This is a genomic window from Pedobacter nototheniae, assembly GCF_032678625.1.
Taxonomy (GTDB): domain Bacteria; phylum Bacteroidota; class Bacteroidia; order Sphingobacteriales; family Sphingobacteriaceae; genus Pedobacter; species Pedobacter nototheniae_A.
The window spans coordinates 687,456-705,723 of sequence record NZ_JAVTSO010000001.1 but is presented as its reverse complement, the minus strand read 5'-3'; the positions used below and the strand labels follow the sequence as shown (position 1 = coordinate 705,723).

The window sequence follows — 18,268 nt, the reverse complement described above, 5'->3', positions numbered from 1 at the left end:
TTTTTAAGAGAATGAAAAAGACATACATATTATTTGCAGCCTTTGCTGCAATGGTAATAGCTTCGGGATGTAGAAAGTATCTGGATGTAAATATAGATCCGGCAACTCCGCAAGAAGTTTCGAGCAAAACATTAACCCCTCCTTTATTTGCACAAATGGAAAGAGGAATACAGTTTGACTCAAGATATTTAGGCGGATTAATCCAATATTTTGGAGGTGCAGTTAATGTTGGAGAGCAACATGGATGGTTTCCAGGGCTTGATTCTTCTGGCGAAATATGGAGAACAAATTATTTTGGTTTAGGTGCTAACCTGAATTTAATTATCGACGATTCTAATAAAAAACAAGAGTACAATTATGTAGGTATGGCTCAGGCTTTAAAAGCATGGAGCTGGCAAACAACTACAGATTATCACGGTGAAATTATTTTGAAAGAAGCATTTGATGTTAATCGCTACATATATGATTACGATTCGCAGGAAGATGTATATGCAGAAGTCGTTAGACTAGCGAATGAATCAATCACTAACTTTACCCGTACAGATGGTACAGGAACAGTTGTAAAATTTGGCCCTGCCGATTTAATTTATGCAGGCGATAACGCAAAGTGGATAAAATTCAATTATGGAATTCTTGCCAGAAACGCGAATAATTTAGTGAATAAGGCATTCTATAACCCAGCAAAGGTTATTGAATATGTGGATAAAGCGTTGGCGAGCAATGGCGATAATTTTATCATTCCAAATACTGGTACTACCGCAAGTAACGCTAATTTCTTTGGCCCGTTAAGAGCTAACTTAGGCGCTTACCGTCAAACAAGAATTATTGTAGGCTTATTAGATGGTTCTTATTTTACAGCAACACCAGGTTCAGTAATCGATCCTCGTCGTAATAACATGATCACAATATCAGCTGATGGTATTTTTAGAGGTACATTACCATATGTTGGAGATGCAGGAACTGTTGTGAATAAAAATCAGGTTCCTAATCCATGGGGTACTTTAAACTCTGTAAATCCAGGTCCTAACCAAGGGAAGTATTTATTTAAAGATGCTGCTGGCTTTCCAATTATGACTTATTCTGAAATGCAATTTATTAAAGCTGAAGCTGCGTTTAGAAGTAATAATCTTCCACTTGCGCTTGATGCTTATACAAAAGGCATATCGGCCAGTATTGATTTTGTTAGTGCTTTAGGTTCGGCAATTACTGCAACTGAAAAAGCAGCATATATGACAAGTGCTTCTGTTAGACAAACTACTGCAGATTTAACACTGAAAGATATTATGTTACAAAAATACCTTGCGTTGTACGGTTATGGCTTTGTAGAAACCTGGTGCGATTTACGTAAGTTTAATTACAACGTTGGAGATTCAAAAGGGAACAATCCATATCAAAATGTATATATTTTCCCGGCAAGTTTCTATCCGGATAATGGAGGTAAACCAGCCCAACGTTATCGTCCACGTTTCAATTCTGAATATCTTTGGAATACAGAAGCATTAAAGAAAATTGGTGCCGATAAGAATGATTACCACACCTATAAAATGTGGTTTTCTCAACCGTAGTTTCACTATTTATTAAAGAAAAATGAAAAAAATACTATATTTTATTGCGGTTAGTCTTGGATTATTTGCCGCTTGTAAAAAAGGAGATTTTGTGGAAAACACTTCTTATGAGAAGATTGCGCCAGCAGACCCGAAATATTCTTATATTAAAATCTTAAATCTAAGTCCAGGTAGTCCGGTACTTACCTTTTATATGGATGGCACTAAATTTTCTTCCGCGCTTTCTAGCTCAGGTACAGAAAATTCAGGCTATACTTATAATGGTTTATTTCCTGATCTTGGATATGCCGTTACTTCACCAGGTGCGCATACTTTAACTGGTAAAATTATACCAACAGCTAAAGATGATCCTAATTTAGAAGTATTTAAGACTCAAATTACCCCTGAAGCGGGTAAATATTATACCGTGTTTCCTACCGGACAATACTCGGCATCGAAACAAATTCCATCTTCCTTAATGATTGAGGATACAAAGCCTTTATTGGATACTGCAAAAATCTTTGTTAGGCTTGTAAATTTATTAAGTGGATCGCCTAATTTAGATATGGTAAGAGATGTAGCTACAGGAACTAAGTTGATTTCAAATGTAGCTTACAATACCGCATCCACATGGGTAGAAATTCCGAATCCTGGGATTGGTACAGCACCGAGTAATAAGGTGTTCTTTAATAACTCAGCTACTGGTGTTCCGCTACTAACAACGGCAACAACTATAACCCTAACCAAAGGTAGGGCGTATACAATTTATCTGAGAGGAGTTTTTGGTAGTACTGCTTTTCCACCTGCGATAACTTTTTATACAACTTTTTATTAGCACAAATACTAATTTATTAAAAAGGCAGCCTAATGGCTGCCTTTTTAATTTCCGAATAGTTGTTATTATTCCTAAACTTCTCTAAATAGTGCTAGATTAATAAGTCCAGCTGGCGTCTATAACTTCAGCCCAAGCAGTTGGATTAGGGCCTTGAACACTCTCTGTCGCAGTAAACTCGCCAGGCCCCATAGTCTTTGTAAATGTTTGTATAGATTGGCTTGGGCTGCCTTCATTAAAACGAACGGTATAAGTAATGTGAACCTCGTACAAGCCTGCCTCTGTGCCTGTTCTGTCAAAGTTAACACTTACATCATTTGAGCCAGATATAAGTCCGGTGCCAACACTTATGCTCTCATCTACCAATCTTTTGGCATTAACAGATGTATTTGATTTGGGATGAATTGTTGTAAAAGATGATAAGCATAACGCAATTGCCAGAAAAGGCAAAAAGGCAAATTTTCTCCACGTAGTTTTCATAATAAATTGGTTTTAATAAGTGAATGATTATAACCTAATTTACAAATAATTAATAATAAGGTGTTTGTAATTATTTTGTTTGATTTCATTACACTTAAAATACCAAAAAAATGGCTTAGCTAATTTGAGTTATAGCATTTGGTTATATAATCTTAAAGCCTAAACTCAGTTGAAATAAGTTTGGTTTCTGATTATACCGGTCGCTTTTGCTGATGTTGCTTAAACCGGCTTCATAACGTAAATCAACCGAAATGCTGCCTACATCAACACCTGCACCAAACTGCATTCCTAATGCCTGGTTTTTGTAATTGTCAAAATCTGTTGCTTGTTGGTAAGCAGAACTAAAACTGGAGTTATCGTCTAAAACAAAAGAAATAACCGGACCTGCCATTACGCGAAAGTTTAAGTTATTTGCGCCAAATTTAGTACCTAATAACACCGGAATATCTAATGTGGTAAATTTTACTTTACCTTCTGCGGCAACTTCATTGTTGTTATTGTTGGTGAAGCTTATAAATTTATTGCCTTTGCTACCGATATAAGCTTCTGGCTGTACATAAAAGCTTTTGCCACCAATACGGGCCCATGCACCAATTTGATAGCCCAATCGATTTTCTTCACTAGCAAAATCTGAGTTTATTTTAGCGAGGTTTACACCTGCTTTAACCCCCAGATTAAAAGTTTGCGCTTGTGATGTTGCCCAACCTGCCGTTAGGAAAACAATAAGGATGATGATTTTTTTCATTTGGATTATTTTATTTTAGGGTTTGCGCCGATTAAGGCGATGATTTTCAAAAGTAATAATTAAGATTTTTTAACCTTTTTCACAGTATAACGCAATTTTAACAAAATTATCGTGTGTAAAATCACGGCTATTTCACCTTTTTTTGTCAGTATGCACAAAAAGCTATCGGCGGTGCCGCAAATATTTTTTACTTTTGCAGGAAATAAATTTTGCTATGGCTAATTTTCAACTTACCGCAGAAACTGCATTTAAAGTAAAAACAAAGTTCTTAAGGAAATACCGCGACCTTGCCAATGAGCCTTTGGATTTTACTCCAGGTAAAGAAGATGAGCTGATTTTAGATTTAATGCGTCTTGTAAAACGCGATCGTACCTATATAGAATTTACAATCCAAAAGGCACTTGCCGATACAAAAGGAAACAGACTTTAGTTTTAAAAACGCTTTCAATTCCTATTCGGATACTTCTCCAGCAATTAAAGTTTAATTACATTTAACTGTAAATACGCTGTTTTTAATATTTATCTCTTTTTGTACATTTACGTTGTACAAACCATAAATATTCCGGGCATTATTCCTGGCCTGTTAAAGCATATACAATGAAAAAAATTAAATATGGCATAATTGCACTTGTTGCCGGCATTGCAGTTATATCTTTTTCTTTTAAAGAAGATTTATTTCTGGTTTCGAAGAACCTTGATATTTTTGCTTCCCTCTATAAAGAAATCAATATTAATTATGTTGATGATACCAATGCGCCGCAATTAATGAAAACTGGTATTGATGCCATGCTCGACAGCTTGGATCCTTATACCGAATATGTTCCTGAATCGGAGATAGAAGACTACAAGCTTAAATATGTAAGTACCCAATATGGTGGTATTGGGGCCAGTACCGTATTTATTGACGGTAAGTTGTTTGTAAATGATGTAAGTGAAGGTTATCCTGCAAATAAACAAGAAGTGAAGCCCGGCGATCAGATTTTAAAGATTAACGGAATAGAAGTTAAAGGTAAAGACCGCAGTCAGGTTAGTCATTTATTAAGAGGGCCTAAAGGAAGTACAGTAGATTTAGCCGTTTTGCGAGAAGGAAAAGAGCTTTTAAAGAAACTTACACGCGAAGAAATTAAGCAGCCAAATGTATCCTATTTCGGAATGGTTGGCGATGGTGTAGGTTATATTAAACTGGATAAATTTCTTGAAAATTCAGGTCAGGAGGTTAAAGATGCTTTGGTGAGCTTAAATAAAGAAAACCCTAAAGGCATTGTTCTGGATTTAAGAAATAATGGGGGTGGTATTTTGCAGGAAGCCGTTAAAATTGTGAATCTTTTTGTTAATAAAGACCAGCTTATTGTAACTCAAAAAGGTAAAAATGTTGAAAAAACAATTACTTATAAAACGCAGCAAATGCCTGTATCGGCATCGGTGCCTTTAGTTGTACTGGTTAATGGAAACTCTGCTTCAGCTTCGGAGATTGTTGCCGGTTCCTTGCAGGATTTAGATAGAGCCATTATAATCGGTCAAAGAAGTTACGGCAAAGGATTGGTTCAGCAAACGTTTAATTTGCCTTATAACAGCCTGGTTAAGGTAACTGTTGCTAAATATTATACCCCATCGGGAAGATGTATCCAAAAACTCGATTATGCACATAAAGATGCTGATGGAAGGGCGGAGCGTTTTGCAGATTCGACCATAACCATGTTTCAGACCAAGGCGGGCAGAAATGTTTACAGTGGCAATGGGGTTTATCCTGATGTGGTAACAGATGTATTTAAATTGAGCCCGGTAACAATCTCAATGCTCAATAAAAACTTATTCTTCAATTACATCAATCAATATGTGAAGACTAAATCAAACGTACCATCGGCAAAAGCATTTCAGGTTTCGGATGCGGATTATACAGCTTTTACCAATAGCCTTGCCGATAAAGATTTAAGTTATCAAAGTAAAACAGAGCGCCTGCTTTCTGATTTGCGTTTAGAAGCCGAAAAGGAAAATAAATCCGAAGAGGTTAAATCAGATCTGGAAAACCTTAAATATAAACTCACTTCTTCTAAAAAGACAGATTTAGCGACCCATAAAGCCGAAATCAAACGTATACTGGAATCGCAAATCGTGAGCCGTTATTTTTATGATAAAGGCCGCATTGAACAAAGTTTCCAGTATGATAAAGAATTGGCGGCGGCCAAAACATTGTTTGGCAATCAAAATCAAATGCTGGCTATTTTAAAGGGCGAAGGTAATTATAAAGTTATCGGAAAACCCATAAAAGATACTGCTTCAGTAAACTAATAAAATTACTTTTAACAGAAAGCCCGATTTACGTGATGTAAATCGGGCTTTCTGTTTTTATTGATATGTACAGCGTAAAAATTAGTGTAATTTAACTGTTAAGCCATCCATGTTATTATTTAACTGAAGCTGGCAAGCTAAGCGAGAGTTTGGTAACAAATCGGGCAAGGTATCCAACATTGCATATTCATCATCCGTCATTTCATTTAACTTTTCTTCACCTTCTAAAACATCTACACAACAAGTTGCACATAAAGCCATGCCACCACAAGTGGCTAAAATGTCATATTCTGATGCTTTTAAAAACTCCATAAGGCTAAGGCCCATATCTGTTGGAGCTACATGTTCTGTTACAGAGCCGTCCGGCTCCTGCATATATATGTTAATGTTGTTTTCTTCCATGTTTCGGGTTTACTTATAAACAAAAAGCAAATATAAGATAAAGCCAATTAAAATTCAGCTACGCCATTAACAGTTGTATATTTCATCGTATATTTTATACCCGGGTTCATGTATTGGTAAGCACTGTGGCTCATTAAAGCTGCTTCGTGGAAACCGCAAAGAATTAGTTTAAGCTTATTCGCATAAGTGTTAATATCACCAATGGCATAAATTCCAGGAATGTTTGTAGAGTAATCATCCGTGTTTACCTCGATGGCACTTTTACTGATGTTCAGGTTCCATTCTTCAATTGGACCTAATTTAGGGCTTAAACCAAACAAAGGAATTAAATGATCTGCATCCACAACAGATTTTTCCATGGTACGGTTCTGAACAATTTCAACTTTTTCAAGTTTATCTGTTCCATGTACTGCATGTAAGTTGCTGTTTAAAACCAGGTTTATTTTCCCACTTTCTGCAAGTGCCATTACTTTTGCAACAGAATCAGGTGCGCCACGGAAACTTTCACTTCTGTGGATCAATGTTAACTCCGAGCAAATTTCAGCAAGATAAATGGTCCAGTCTAAAGCCGAATCACCACCGCCTGCAATCACCATTTTCTGGTCGCGGTATTTCTCCGGATCAAGAATCATGTAGTTTACACCTTTACCGTTTTCGAAATTCTCTAAGTTTTCAACGGCAGGCTTACGAGGCTCAAAACAGCCTAAACCACCCGCAATAACCACAACTTTAGCTTCGATAATGGTTCCCATGTTGGTTGTTAAAACAAAATCTGCTTCACCACGTTTTTCAAGGCCTTCAATACGCTCGCCTAAAGTAAACGTTGGATGGAAAGGTTTTGCCTGCTCCATTAAATTATCGATAAGTTCCTGGGCCAAAACAGAAGGATAACCCGGAATATCGTATATCGGTTTTTTAGGGTAAATTTCAGAAAGCTGACCACCCACCTGCGGAAGGTAATCAATTAAATGGCAACGCATTTTTAATAAACCGGCTTCAAAAATGGCAAATAAACCAACCGGACCAGCGCCAATTACGGCTATATCAGTAGAGATCATTCAAAAAAAATTTGATGCAAAGTTACAAAATAAACTTTTATCAACATTGTTATTTAGAAATATTCCAGATAATTCTGCAAGAAATTAATTTTCAGTATTTTATATCACCTTAGGTAGGCTAAAACAAAACTTAAAGCACTTTTACTATTTAAAGCAAATTATAATTGGTCTATAGATTTAGTAGATTAATGGTTTTTGCTTTTTGTACGTCACAATTATAAAGCTGATGGCTACAATGGTTCCTAAAACAGAAGGCATAAATTGGCTATAAGGCTGGTACTGCGGGAATACCGTTCCGGTGAATGCAGAAAATAAACCACTTAAAGCGCTAACCATTTTTAAAATATGCTCGAATAACCATAAATTTTTATAATGTTTTGTTGGAATTAAGTAACGCAGTAAATCATATGCAGAAATGAATATAAAATAGCCAATTGTGCTATAAATAATTATTGGATTCCATATCATTCTAACGGACTTAAAATAATATAGAAAATAAATTACACACAATATAGATAATAGGTTAATTGCAATATCTGTAAGTTGTGGTTTGTTGGATTTTGTTTTTAAGATTCTATATCCTGAATAGCCGAGGTAGCCACTTAAAACGGTTATGACTAAAAGAAATGTATTTCTACCAAATATAAAAACGCCAATGAGCCCGGTAATAATTACAATGGTTAAGAAGAACAGAAAAAATTTCCCGGCTCTTTTATGTCCGGTTTTTCCTTTTTTTGTTAATAATGCAATTAAACCAATTATTAACGCAATTGACCCTGAGGTAACATGAATTATAATATTCGCGTTGTGTAGTAGAGAAAAACTTTCCATTGTTTTGAATTTATAAAGCAAAGAAAAGTTGAAATCCATAGATTTAAGTCCTAAAGTGTAGGGATGGACTTATAAAACATAAAGTTTAACCATTTTGAAATTCGGAAGGCGTTTTGCCGGTAATTTGTTTGAAAATTTTATTAAAAGAGGATTTAGATTGAAAACCACATTCATAGCCAATTGCTATGATGGAATAGTGTGAAAAAGTAGGGTCTTTTAACTTTTCTTTTACAGCCATAACACGATAGGTATTTATAAAATCGAAAAAATTTTTTCCGGCTTTTTGATTAATAATTTGCGACAATTGATTTGCGGATAGGTTTAACTGAGCGGCAAGTGTAGTCAGACTCAAATTTTCGTCCAGAAAAGGCCTGTTTTTCTGCATATGTGTTTTTAAATCCTCAAACATTTTATCAGCTGCTTCACTGCTTAGCCCCGAATTTTTATAATTTACCCTTAACGCTGTTTCTTTTTTAGGGCTTGCTTGTAGGGGCATATTTGTGAAAATAGTGTTTTGGCGTAAACCATAATAACCAACAAAAAAAATATAGAAACTCAGGATACATCCAACAATTGCAAATAAATTTTGAGCGGTAACAAAGCTGTAGTTGATGCCGTACTTAATTAGAAAAAACAATAAAACGAATAAAATCAATAAGGACAGAACAATGCCCTTTAACCAATTTAGTTTTAATTTTTCGATGTTGGAATAGTTATCAGGAAGTGATTTTTGATATTTTATTAGTGTAATCAATCCCTGTATGGTGTAAAATCCCGGAACAAGACCCATTAATATTGTAAGGAAATATATGAAGAATTGAGGTACTCCCCCATCAAAATGTGGAAGACAATTTCTAATTATTACAGAGGAGCGATTATTTAAGTATAAATATAAAAGAATAACATTTATTATGAAGTACGGAACTAAATGTATTACCGATTTTTTCCACCTCAAGTCATTACCAGATGATAATGACTTAATGTATAAATAAAGAACAGGAGAACTAATCAGTGGTAGAGAAAAGCAGGCCAACTGAATATAGTTTGATATATAAGGATTGCCTGATAGGTTATCATAATAAAACAATAGCTGGGTAGAAATTATACCCAACCACAACATCAACAACTTGTCTGCGGCAGCGTTTTCAGACTTGGCCTTTAAAAGCAATATAAGAAAAAGTCCTTGCGCAGGCCCGGTTAATAATAAAGATTTTAGAATCATTTTATGTTAAATGACCTGTTTACAGGTGCTTACCAATTCATTCCCAAATTCTGAAACACAAAACTCCATATATCCGAAGCTTCTTCTATCAACTTCGTTGTTGGCTTTCCGGCACCATGGCCTGCTTTTGTTTCAATTCTGATTAATATAGGGTTTGGGCCTTTATATTTTTCCTGTAAAGTTGCTGCAAACTTAAAAGAGTGCGCCGGAACCACACGATCGTCATGATCGGCTGTTGTAATTAATGTTGCCGGATAATTAACCCCGCTTTTTATGTTATGCAAAGGCGAATATTTAATCAGGTAATTAAAATCCTCTTTTTTATCACTGGTGCCATATTCAACAGCCCAGCCCCAGCCAACCGTAAATTTATGATAACGGAGCATGTCTAGAACACCCACCGCAGGCAAAGCCACTTTAAAAAGTTCTGGTCTTTGTGTCATACAAGCCCCTACCAGCAAACCCCCGTTTGAGCCACCAGAAATGGCAATTTTCTCTGGCCTGGTATATTTTTCCTTAATCAGGTACTCGGCTGCGGCAATAAAGTCATCAAAAACATTTTGCTTTTTCTCCAGCATGCCGCCCTTATGCCACGCTTCGCCGTATTCGCTTCCGCCACGTAAGCTTGGCTGTACATAAATACCACCTTTCTCTAAAAAGAACATCCTTGATAAGCTAAAGCCTGGTGTTAAACTAATCTGAAATCCACCGTAAGCATATAGGAATACAGGATTGTTGCCATCAAGTTTAATTCCTTTTTTATGCACAATAAACATAGGCACTTTTGTTCCGTCTTTTGAGGTATAAAAAACCTGTTTGGTTTCATAACCATCAGTATTAAACTTGAGCTCCGGTTTTTTGTAAAGGGTTGATTCTGCCTTGGCAACATTATAGTGATAAATGGTGCCAGGTGTAGTAAAGTTGCTGAAAGTGTAAAAAAACTCGGTTTCATCCTTATAGCCCCCAAAACCATCTACAGTTCCGATGTCAGGTAGTTTTACTTCACGGATTTGTTTGCCGTTTAAATCAAACTGGATAATGTGCGTGCTTGCATCTTTGAGGTAGCTTGCCCATAAAAAACCACCACCAGTACTAATCCCCTCAATCGGTAATTTAGATTCCGGGATAATTTTTTTCCAGTTTTCGGGAAGCGGGTTTTTAGGATCAATTAAAACCACCTGTTTATTTGGTGCATTTAAATCGGTGCTTAGTAAAAGCTTATCGCCAATGTTATCAATGATGCTGTGGTTGTTCTCAAATCCTTTTACCAGTAACGTAATTTTACTTGTAGGGTCTTTTAAGTCCTGATAATATAATGCATTGCCCGAGGTACCTGCAGAAGCATAAACAATTAGAAAACGTTCATCTTCGGTTACGCCCGAACCAAAATACAGATTAGGGTTGCGCTTATCTTCAAAAATTAATTGATCATTTTTCTGAAGATCACCCAGTTTGTGGAAATAAATTCTTTGGTATTTATTCGCTGCAGAAAGCTCCATTCCTTTTGCCGGTTCGTCATATCTGCTATAATAAAAACCATCATTTTTCCAGGCAGCGCCAGAAAATTTAGTCCATTTTAATTCGTCCGGCAGCTTGGTTTTACGCGCAATGTCCATTACGTAAATATTACTCCAGTCTGAACCCGATTGTGCTACTGAATAAGCAATGTGTTTTTTGTCATGCGATAAGCCCAATAAGGAAACAGATGCCGTTCCATCAGTAGATAATTTGTTGGGATCAAGGAATATTTCTTCTTTCCCATCAATCCCCTTTTTAATATACCAGATGCTTTGGTTTTGCAGTCCATCATTTTTGGTGAAAAAATAATATTCACCCGCTTTAAATGGAGCCGTTTCTTTTGGGTAATTCCATATTTCAGTCAACCGCTTTTTTATGTCAGCCCGATAAGGTATTTGATCAAGATAATTTTGTGTGACTTTATTTTCCTCCGCAACCCATTTAGCCGTTTCGGCTGAAGTATCGTTTTCCAGCCAGCGATAAGGATCAGCTATTGTGGTTCCGAAATAATTATCGGTGGTTGCGTCTTTCTTGGTATCAGGATATTTCATCAATGTTATATTTTCAGCAGGTTTTTTACCTGGTTTACAAGCAAAAAAGCTTATTGCAAATAAGCCTAAAATGAGTGATTTTTTCATTTTGATTCGTATTTATTTACTAATATATGGTTTTACAGGCTAATGATCGGATCGTGTTTGCTTTCTCCTTCCCGCTTTTTCTTTACCTTTGAACTTATACATGGGTAAAAACATATATTTCGCTTCTGATTTTCATTTAGGTACCCCAAATTATACCGAAAGCCGCTCCCGTGAAGCACACATTGTTCGTTGGCTTAATTTTATTGAGCCTAACTGTGCCGAACTGTTTTTAATGGGCGATATTTTTGATTTCTGGTTTGAATACAGTAAAGTCATTCCTAAAGGTTTTATTCGCTTGCAGGGTAAACTTGCAGCTATGGCGGATGCCGGGATTAAAATTTATTTTTTTAAAGGCAATCACGATATGTGGGTACGGGATTATTTTACTAAGGAAATAGGGCTTGAAATTATCAGTGACGAATTGATTATGGAACGGGGAGCTAAGAAATTTTATCTTCATCATGGCGACGGTTTAGGCCCTGGAGACGCGAAATATAAATTCTTACGTAAAATTTTCAGAAGTAAATTTTGCCAGTGGTTGTTTGCCCGTTTACACCCCAACCTGGGCATAGGCATCGCCAACGGATGGAGCAAAAGCAGTCGTGCAGCAGGAGCGGAAAAGGAAGTCTTTTTAGGTGAAGAGAACGAATGGTTGGCCATTTATGCTAAACAACAATTAAAAAAAGAGCATTTCGATTACTTCATTTTTGGGCACCGGCACTTACCTTTGGATATAAATTTAGGCAGCGGAAGTCGTTATGTAAATATTGGCGAGTGGATAAATTATTCGTCTTACGCCATTTTTGATGGGGAAAATTTAAAATTGGAATATTATACTTCATAAAATACATCATTTCATAATAGGCTTGTTCATTTGTTTAGCAGTTAACCAGCTCAAACAGTTGAACAATTAAGTCCTTCAACAAACTAATTCATCTTTTTTCCTTATTTTTGCATTTTCCTAATTTATTGGGCGTGTACTGCCAAATTAGGAATTCTATTTGAAGAATAATATGTTAGATAAATTAGAAGCCATAAAGCTGCGTTGGGAAGATGTAGAAGAGCAATTGAGTAATCCGGATGTAATCCAGGATATGAAACGCTTTGCAGCTTTAAACAAAGAATATAAAGATTTAGGCAAAATTGTAGACGAATATAAAGTTTACAAAAATGTAATGAGCAATATTGATGCAAATAAAGAGATCTTATCTGTAGAGAAAGACTCGGAGATGCGCGATATGGCAAAAGAAGAATTAGACTTGCTGCTAAAACAACAGGAGGAAATGGAGGCAAACATTCGTTTAATGTTGATCCCTAAAGACCCTGAAGATGCTAAAAATGCTGTATTCGAAATTCGTGGTGGTACTGGTGGTGATGAAGCAGCGCTGTTTGCGGGTGATTTGTACCGCATGTATACTCGCTTTTTTGAAACTAAAGGCTGGAAAGTAGAAACTGTTGATGTAACTGAAGGTACTGCCGGTGGTTATAAAGAGGTAATTTTAAAAGTTAGCGGAGAAGATGTTTACGGTCAGTTAAAGTACGAAAGTGGCGTACACCGCGTGCAGCGCGTGCCAGATACGGAAACTCAAGGACGTGTCCATACTTCAGCTGCATCAGTAGCCGTATTACCGGAAGCGGAAGAAATCGATTTGTACATTAACCCCGCCGATATTGAATTACAAACCTCACGATCGGGTGGTGCTGGTGGACAGAACGTAAACAAGGTTGAAACGAAAGTTCAGCTTACGCATAAGCCATCTGGTATTGTAGTGGTTTGCCAGCAGGAACGTTCGCAGCTGGGTAACCGTGTTATTGCAATGGAAATGCTACGTAGCAAGTTATATGATATTGAATTGCAGAAAAAGAATGGTGATATTGCGGCTAAACGTAAAACAATGGTGTCAACCGGAGACCGTTCAGCAAAAATCAGAACGTATAATTATCCTCAAGGTAGGGTTACCGAGCATCGCATTGGTTTAACCATGTATAACCTTCCAACCATTATGGATGGCGATATTCAGGAGATCATTTCTGCATTGCAGTTTGCTGAAAATGCAGAAAAAATGCAGGAAGGTGCTGTTAATTAGTGAGTTAAAAGTATTTGAAAAAAAAGTTTGCAAATAAAGATATAGTCTCTATATTTGCATCCTCGAAAGAGACAAGAGGTTCTAACTTTAAAGAAGAACAAAAGGAGTGGTAGTTCAGCTGGTTAGAATGCCTGCCTGTCACGCAGGAGGTCGCGGGTTCGAGTCCCGTCCATTCCGCAATAAAAGCCTTAACTTTTTCAAGTTAAGGCTTTTTTGTTTTTAAACTATTCTGTAAAAATATATAGAATGAGATTCAGTGGGTTACGTGATTTTTGATTAAATTGTTGCTTTAAATAGTAATAAACAAAATATTGTCTTATATTTGCAATCCCGAAAGGGGAAGAGGTTCTGAACTTTAAAGGAGAACAAAAGGAGTGGTAGTTCAGCTGGTTAGAATGCCTGCCTGTCACGCAGGAGGTCGCGGGTTCGAGTCCCGTCCATTCCGCAACAAAAGCCTTAACTTGAAAAAGTTACGGCTTTTTTGTTTTATTTTTTTTGAATAAGACCAGGAAGGATGAATAGTAACGATTACAGGGGATAAGCCGTTTGATGTTTAACTTCTGATAAGGCTAAAAAACTCTGAATGCTTCCTACATGGGGTAGCGACCGTAATTTCCCTTGTAAAAACTCGTTGTATGTCACCATATCAGGCATCACCATTTTAAGCATAAAATCAAAATTACCAGTCAGGCGGTAACATTCCATTACCTCGGGTAATTTTACAACTTCCAGTTCAAATTGTCTTAAAACTTCTTCTGAGTGGTTGGTGAGTTGGATGTGCGGAAAAGCAATAAATAAGGATTTTATCTTCTGGATATTAACCAAAGCAACCGTGTTTTTAATAAAGCCAGCCTCTTTTAGTTTTTTTACACGTTCAACAACAGAAGTTATGCTCTTTTGAAGTTGATGGCTCATTTCCTTTTGTGTCATCAAGCCATCTTTTTGCAGCAAATTTAATATGGCAATATCAGTTTGATCCAATGTATTAGCACTCATAGATGTTTGACTTAGTGTTTTATTTTTGCTTTTTTAAGGATACTCAAATATATCTAAAAATTAAACTTACTTTAATGTGAAGCAATAAAATATCTAAAAAGGTATTGTTTTCTTAGTGTAAATTATACAATAAATACTTGTTTGAAGACGTCATGTAAAGAATTTAATTCTGTACTTGTTGCAGCAATCATTTACAAACCAAATAAATAAAAGGCAAAAGATGTTAGAAATAGTTTTTTCACTTAAATTTTGGACGCTATAGCTTTTAAACCGATAAACAGCTGATATTTACGGGGTAAGTAACAACCGAATATTGATGTCTCAACTTTTATGATTAGCATAGGGATGCAGAGAATTGATTTATTTCCGCTTCAACATTAATTTAAACAAAAGGATAGTGCAAACGTTGTATGCAGATGTTAATCTCAATTTCCTGTCGCTGATTGACTAAGGTTTTGTTTTATGAAGGATTACAGTGGTGGCAACAGAGCAGAGGTTTAAATTTTTTTGGTTCAAATTAGCAATAACAATTTAGGCATATGGCAAATATTAAAGCATTCAGCGCTTTGCGCCCTAATGGCGACCAGATTAATAGTCGGTTTGTAACGCAAGCCCAGGCTGGATTGGGAAAGGAAATGCTGGAAATAAAAAGGATGCTTGAACCAAAAAAAGGAACTTCTTTAGGTTTTGAAAGTATCCAGACTTATGACAGGAACCTAAGTGAACTTATTGATGCCGGATTATACCATCAGGAAAAACACCCGGCGATTTACATATATGAATTAGAAATTAACCATTGTAAGCAATACGGTGTGTGGGTGATGACTGATATTGAGGATTTGGTGAATGGATCTATGATTACGCACGAAAATACTTTGGCAGAGCGTGAAACCCGGCTGATTGCGTATAGAAAAGATATTGGTTTAGAAGGGTCGCCCGTTTTGCTAACCTACCGTCCGCAGGCTGAAATTAATAGTTTAATCGAAAATATAATAAAATCTGAAAAGGCGGATGTTTTTACGATAGGAGAGAATGAACATCGTTTATGGAAAGTTAAGAATAACCTTCTTATCGAAAAATTTAAAAAAGCTTTTCAAAACGTTGATCGCGTTTATGTTGCCGACGGACATCATAGACTGGCCGCCGCAGAGAAATTGCATAAAACCAGGGCACAATGGATTACAGCCTTGTACGTGCCCAGTAATCAGATTAAAATAAGTGAATTTAACCGACTGATTATTCCCGAAAAGAAAATATCAAAAACCGGATTATTTAAAGTACTTGAAGAATATTTTTATGTTTCACCAATTCCGGGCAATACCCCGTTTCGTCCAAATAAGCAGCACTGCTTTGGTGTTTTTCATAATGGCATATGGTATCGGTTAGATTTAATAGCAGGTCAATCCACGCTTGAGTACGAAACCGATGTGGTTATTTTGCAGCGCAAAGTTTTGCAGCCCGTGTTTAATATTGATAACCCAGCATCCAATCTTTGTTTACATTCCTATTCTTCCAGTCAATGGGAAGAAATGTTAGCTGTAACCGGGGCAAATCCTGATGCTGTTGTTTTTTCACTTTACCCGATGAGTATAGATGAATTGATTGGCCAGGTTGAAAATAAAGTTATTTTGCCACCCAAATCTACCTTTATTGAGCCTAAAATTCCTTTTGGTTTACTTTTATACAGCCACAAACTTGATGATGAATAGCGCGCATTAATCTTCTATTCTTGCCATTACCTTTTTGAATAAACTTTTTATTAAATCAATCTCGCCAGAATATTGAGTTTTCTTTCTGCAGCCAAAATAGAGCGTGTTTTTAAGTTTGGTCGAACCTTCCCAAATCACTTTAATCTGTCCTTTATCAACCTCTCTCTTGCATAAAAAATCAGGAATAATCGCCAGGCCGCTACCTGCGGAAAGACAGCGTACAATCGAGTTTAAGTTGGGTACGATATAATTTGGCCTGAAATCGGGGTGCTTGCCAAAATTTAACTGCCAAAAACGCAATAAATGTTCCATATCTCCGGTGGTGCCATACCATTTCTGGCTTTTAAGCCACGCTTCAATGGCTGCATTATCTTTCTTACCGGCTATTTTTTTAAAAGTTTCTTCATCGGTTTCATTTCCGCCAACTAAAACAATGGTTTCTGATGAAAAAGCTTCGTGTTCTATATTGGAAGAATTTCCTTTTTGTGGCGTAATAATTAAATCTAAAATGCCTTTATCCAATTGATCGAGCATTTCAGGATACTCCCCAAATCTAATAATAACATTAAAAGGTAATGTAGAGATGTATTGTTCCAGTGTAATCTGGAAAGTTTCGAAACACATGCCCACGCTTATGGTAGGGGTATGCTTTTCCGTGCTTTTCTGGAAATTCTTTTCAGCTTCTTCCAGCTTGGTTAAAGGTTCTACTACAAAATTATAAAGAACCTTACCTTTCTCGGTAGGCAACATTCTTCTTCCGGTACGCTCAAATAACTTGTAGCCCACATAACTTTCTAAAGAACTTAAGTGCAGACTTACACCTGGTTGCGAAATAAAAAGACTTTCAGCAGCACCGGTTAAAGTACCTGTTTTATAAATCGCTTTAAAACTTCTATACCATTCTAAATTAACCATGCTATTATAATTATGATACAAAGATATGATTTAACTTATTTTTATGATAATTAATATCCAAGTAATTTTGTTTCATCAAAAAAAGAAAAACGATATGACAAAGATATTCATCATTAACGGCGGACAAAAATTTGGGCATTCTGGCGGGAAATTTAATGAAACCATTGCCGAAGCAACGGCTGGATTTTTTTCTGGTTTAGAAGCGTTTGAAGTTAAAACCACCAATGTTAACCACAGTTACGATCCAAAAGAAGAAGTTGCAAAGTATGTTTGGGCCGATATAGTAATTTACCACACACCAATATGGTGGTTTCAGCTGCCGCACGAATTTAAAAAATATATTGATGTAGTGTTTACCGAAGGACACAGCAGTGGGATTTACCACAGCGATGGTCGGTCATCGGCAAATCCAAAAATCAATTACGGAACAGGGGGCATGCTGCACGGACGGAAATATATGGTTACTACTTCCTGGAATGCACCAAAAGAAGCGTTTACATTACCTGGAGAATTTTTTAATCAAACAAGTGTAGATGATGGCATCTTATTTGGTTTTCATAGAATGAATGCATTTACGGGTATGGAACCTATTCCTGGAATTCACTTTCACGATGTAGAAAAAAATGCAGATGTAATTAACGATATGAAATTGTACCAAACGCATTTAAACCAAAATTTTATTAATTTAAAAGAATATGAGCATTTATCTAACAGTAACCATTAAGGGTAAAGTAGAAAAAGTAGAAGAACTGAAAGCGATTTTACTGGATATGGTGGTAAACTCAAGAAGAGAGGAAGCCTGTTTACAATACGACCTCCACCAGCAGGTTGAAGAAAATATTTTTATTTTCCATGAAGAATGGGCCAGCCAGGCTGGCCTTGATGCACATAATAACCAGACCTATATTAAAGCATTTGGAGAAAAATCTAAAGATTTGGCTAATGAAATCGTGATTTACAGCACAGAGAAATTAGCGTAGTAAAAAATTAGACCAATTAAAG

Annotated in this window: 18 protein-coding genes and 2 tRNA genes; 11 read left to right on the top strand and 9 right to left on the bottom strand. The window is 36.3% G+C overall.

The features are described 5' to 3' along the window. Nucleotides 1-11: 11 nt before the first annotated feature. Together R2Q77_RS03220 and R2Q77_RS03215 are read left to right on the top strand one after the other, a co-directional pair. Nucleotides 12-1,565, top strand: coding sequence for a SusD/RagB family nutrient-binding outer membrane lipoprotein (locus tag R2Q77_RS03220; protein ID WP_316802263.1), 1,554 nt, complete (start codon nucleotides 12-14; stop codon nucleotides 1,563-1,565). 22 nt (nucleotides 1,566-1,587) lie between these two features. After that, nucleotides 1,588-2,379 (top strand): DUF4397 domain-containing protein, encoded by a 792-nt coding sequence (locus R2Q77_RS03215; protein WP_316802262.1) that lies wholly within the window; start codon nucleotides 1,588-1,590, stop codon nucleotides 2,377-2,379. Nucleotides 2,380-2,475: 96 nt separating this feature from the next. Here R2Q77_RS03215 and R2Q77_RS03210 read toward each other — a convergent pair whose 3' ends face one another. Further along, the gene (locus R2Q77_RS03210; protein ID WP_316802261.1) at nucleotides 2,476-2,856 is read right to left on the bottom strand and encodes a hypothetical protein; all 381 of its coding nucleotides are present in this window, start codon (nucleotides 2,854-2,856) and stop codon (nucleotides 2,476-2,478) included. 142 nt (nucleotides 2,857-2,998) lie between these two features. Next, a complete protein-coding gene (locus R2Q77_RS03205; protein ID WP_316802260.1) occupies nucleotides 2,999-3,601 on the bottom strand; it encodes a porin family protein in 603 nt (200 codons plus the stop codon). Nucleotides 3,602-3,815: 214 nt separating this feature from the next. Between R2Q77_RS03205 and R2Q77_RS03200 the strand changes: the two genes are divergently transcribed. After that, entirely contained in the window at nucleotides 3,816-4,031 is a 216-nt protein-coding gene (locus R2Q77_RS03200; protein WP_316802259.1) for a hypothetical protein, read from the top strand. Nucleotides 4,032-4,198: 167 nt separating this feature from the next. Further along, nucleotides 4,199-5,890: a S41 family peptidase gene (locus R2Q77_RS03195; RefSeq protein ID WP_316802258.1), complete on the top strand. Its 1,692-nt coding sequence runs from the start codon at nucleotides 4,199-4,201 to the stop codon at nucleotides 5,888-5,890. An 81-nt stretch (nucleotides 5,891-5,971) separates the two neighbouring features. Here R2Q77_RS03195 and R2Q77_RS03190 read toward each other — a convergent pair whose 3' ends face one another. The 5 genes from R2Q77_RS03190 to R2Q77_RS03170 all read right to left on the bottom strand — a co-directional run bounded on the left by R2Q77_RS03190 (nucleotide 5,972) and on the right by R2Q77_RS03170 (nucleotide 11,559). Then, nucleotides 5,972-6,292 (bottom strand): 2Fe-2S iron-sulfur cluster-binding protein, encoded by a 321-nt coding sequence (locus R2Q77_RS03190; RefSeq protein WP_316802257.1) that lies wholly within the window; start codon nucleotides 6,290-6,292, stop codon nucleotides 5,972-5,974. 47 nt (nucleotides 6,293-6,339) lie between these two features. Continuing rightward, nucleotides 6,340-7,350: an NAD(P)/FAD-dependent oxidoreductase gene (locus R2Q77_RS03185; RefSeq protein ID WP_316802256.1), complete on the bottom strand. Its 1,011-nt coding sequence runs from the start codon at nucleotides 7,348-7,350 to the stop codon at nucleotides 6,340-6,342. 177 nt (nucleotides 7,351-7,527) lie between these two features. Further along, a complete protein-coding gene (locus R2Q77_RS03180; protein WP_316802255.1) occupies nucleotides 7,528-8,220 on the bottom strand; it encodes a hypothetical protein in 693 nt (230 codons plus the stop codon). A 46-nt stretch (nucleotides 8,221-8,266) separates the two neighbouring features. Further along, nucleotides 8,267-9,403, bottom strand: coding sequence for a helix-turn-helix domain-containing protein (locus tag R2Q77_RS03175; RefSeq protein ID WP_316802254.1), 1,137 nt, complete (start codon nucleotides 9,401-9,403; stop codon nucleotides 8,267-8,269). 29 nt (nucleotides 9,404-9,432) lie between these two features. Next, complete coding sequence (locus R2Q77_RS03170; RefSeq protein WP_316802253.1) at nucleotides 9,433-11,559, bottom strand: prolyl oligopeptidase family serine peptidase; 2,127 nt, start codon at nucleotides 11,557-11,559, stop codon at nucleotides 9,433-9,435. Nucleotides 11,560-11,659: 100 nt separating this feature from the next. On the opposite strand from R2Q77_RS03170, the gene R2Q77_RS03165 reads away from it, so the two are divergent. From R2Q77_RS03165 to R2Q77_RS03150, 4 genes are all read left to right on the top strand, one after another. Beyond that, complete coding sequence (locus R2Q77_RS03165; RefSeq protein WP_316802252.1) at nucleotides 11,660-12,403, top strand: UDP-2,3-diacylglucosamine diphosphatase; 744 nt, start codon at nucleotides 11,660-11,662, stop codon at nucleotides 12,401-12,403. 169 nt (nucleotides 12,404-12,572) lie between these two features. Further along, nucleotides 12,573-13,646 carry a peptide chain release factor 1 gene (prfA, locus tag R2Q77_RS03160; protein ID WP_316802251.1) on the top strand — a complete coding sequence of 358 codons (1,074 nt, stop codon included), beginning with the start codon at nucleotides 12,573-12,575 and terminating at the stop codon, nucleotides 13,644-13,646. A 103-nt stretch (nucleotides 13,647-13,749) separates the two neighbouring features. Then, nucleotides 13,750-13,823, top strand: a tRNA-Asp gene (locus tag R2Q77_RS03155). Nucleotides 13,824-14,017: 194 nt separating this feature from the next. Then, nucleotides 14,018-14,091: transfer RNA gene (locus tag R2Q77_RS03150), tRNA-Asp, on the top strand. An 83-nt stretch (nucleotides 14,092-14,174) separates the two neighbouring features. Here the strand turns inward: R2Q77_RS03150 and R2Q77_RS03145 are convergent. After that, on the bottom strand, nucleotides 14,175-14,642 hold the full coding sequence (locus R2Q77_RS03145) for an Lrp/AsnC family transcriptional regulator (RefSeq protein ID WP_316802250.1): 468 nt from the start codon (nucleotides 14,640-14,642) through the stop codon (nucleotides 14,175-14,177). A gap of 539 nt (nucleotides 14,643-15,181) precedes the next feature. On the opposite strand from R2Q77_RS03145, the gene R2Q77_RS03140 reads away from it, so the two are divergent. Next, entirely contained in the window at nucleotides 15,182-16,351 is a 1,170-nt protein-coding gene (locus R2Q77_RS03140; protein ID WP_316802249.1) for a DUF1015 family protein, read from the top strand. A gap of 6 nt (nucleotides 16,352-16,357) precedes the next feature. On the opposite strand, the gene R2Q77_RS03135 is transcribed toward R2Q77_RS03140, so the two are convergent. Further along, complete coding sequence (locus R2Q77_RS03135) at nucleotides 16,358-17,266, bottom strand: LysR family transcriptional regulator (RefSeq protein WP_316802248.1); 909 nt, start codon at nucleotides 17,264-17,266, stop codon at nucleotides 16,358-16,360. A gap of 94 nt (nucleotides 17,267-17,360) precedes the next feature. Between R2Q77_RS03135 and R2Q77_RS03130 the strand changes: the two genes are divergently transcribed. After that, nucleotides 17,361-17,990: an NAD(P)H-dependent oxidoreductase gene (locus R2Q77_RS03130; protein ID WP_316802247.1), complete on the top strand. Its 630-nt coding sequence runs from the start codon at nucleotides 17,361-17,363 to the stop codon at nucleotides 17,988-17,990. Continuing rightward, on the top strand, nucleotides 17,962-18,246 hold the full coding sequence (locus R2Q77_RS03125) for a putative quinol monooxygenase (protein ID WP_316802246.1): 285 nt from the start codon (nucleotides 17,962-17,964) through the stop codon (nucleotides 18,244-18,246). Before R2Q77_RS03130 ends, R2Q77_RS03125 begins: the two co-directional genes overlap by 29 nt. The last annotated feature ends 22 nt before the right edge of the window (nucleotides 18,247-18,268 follow it).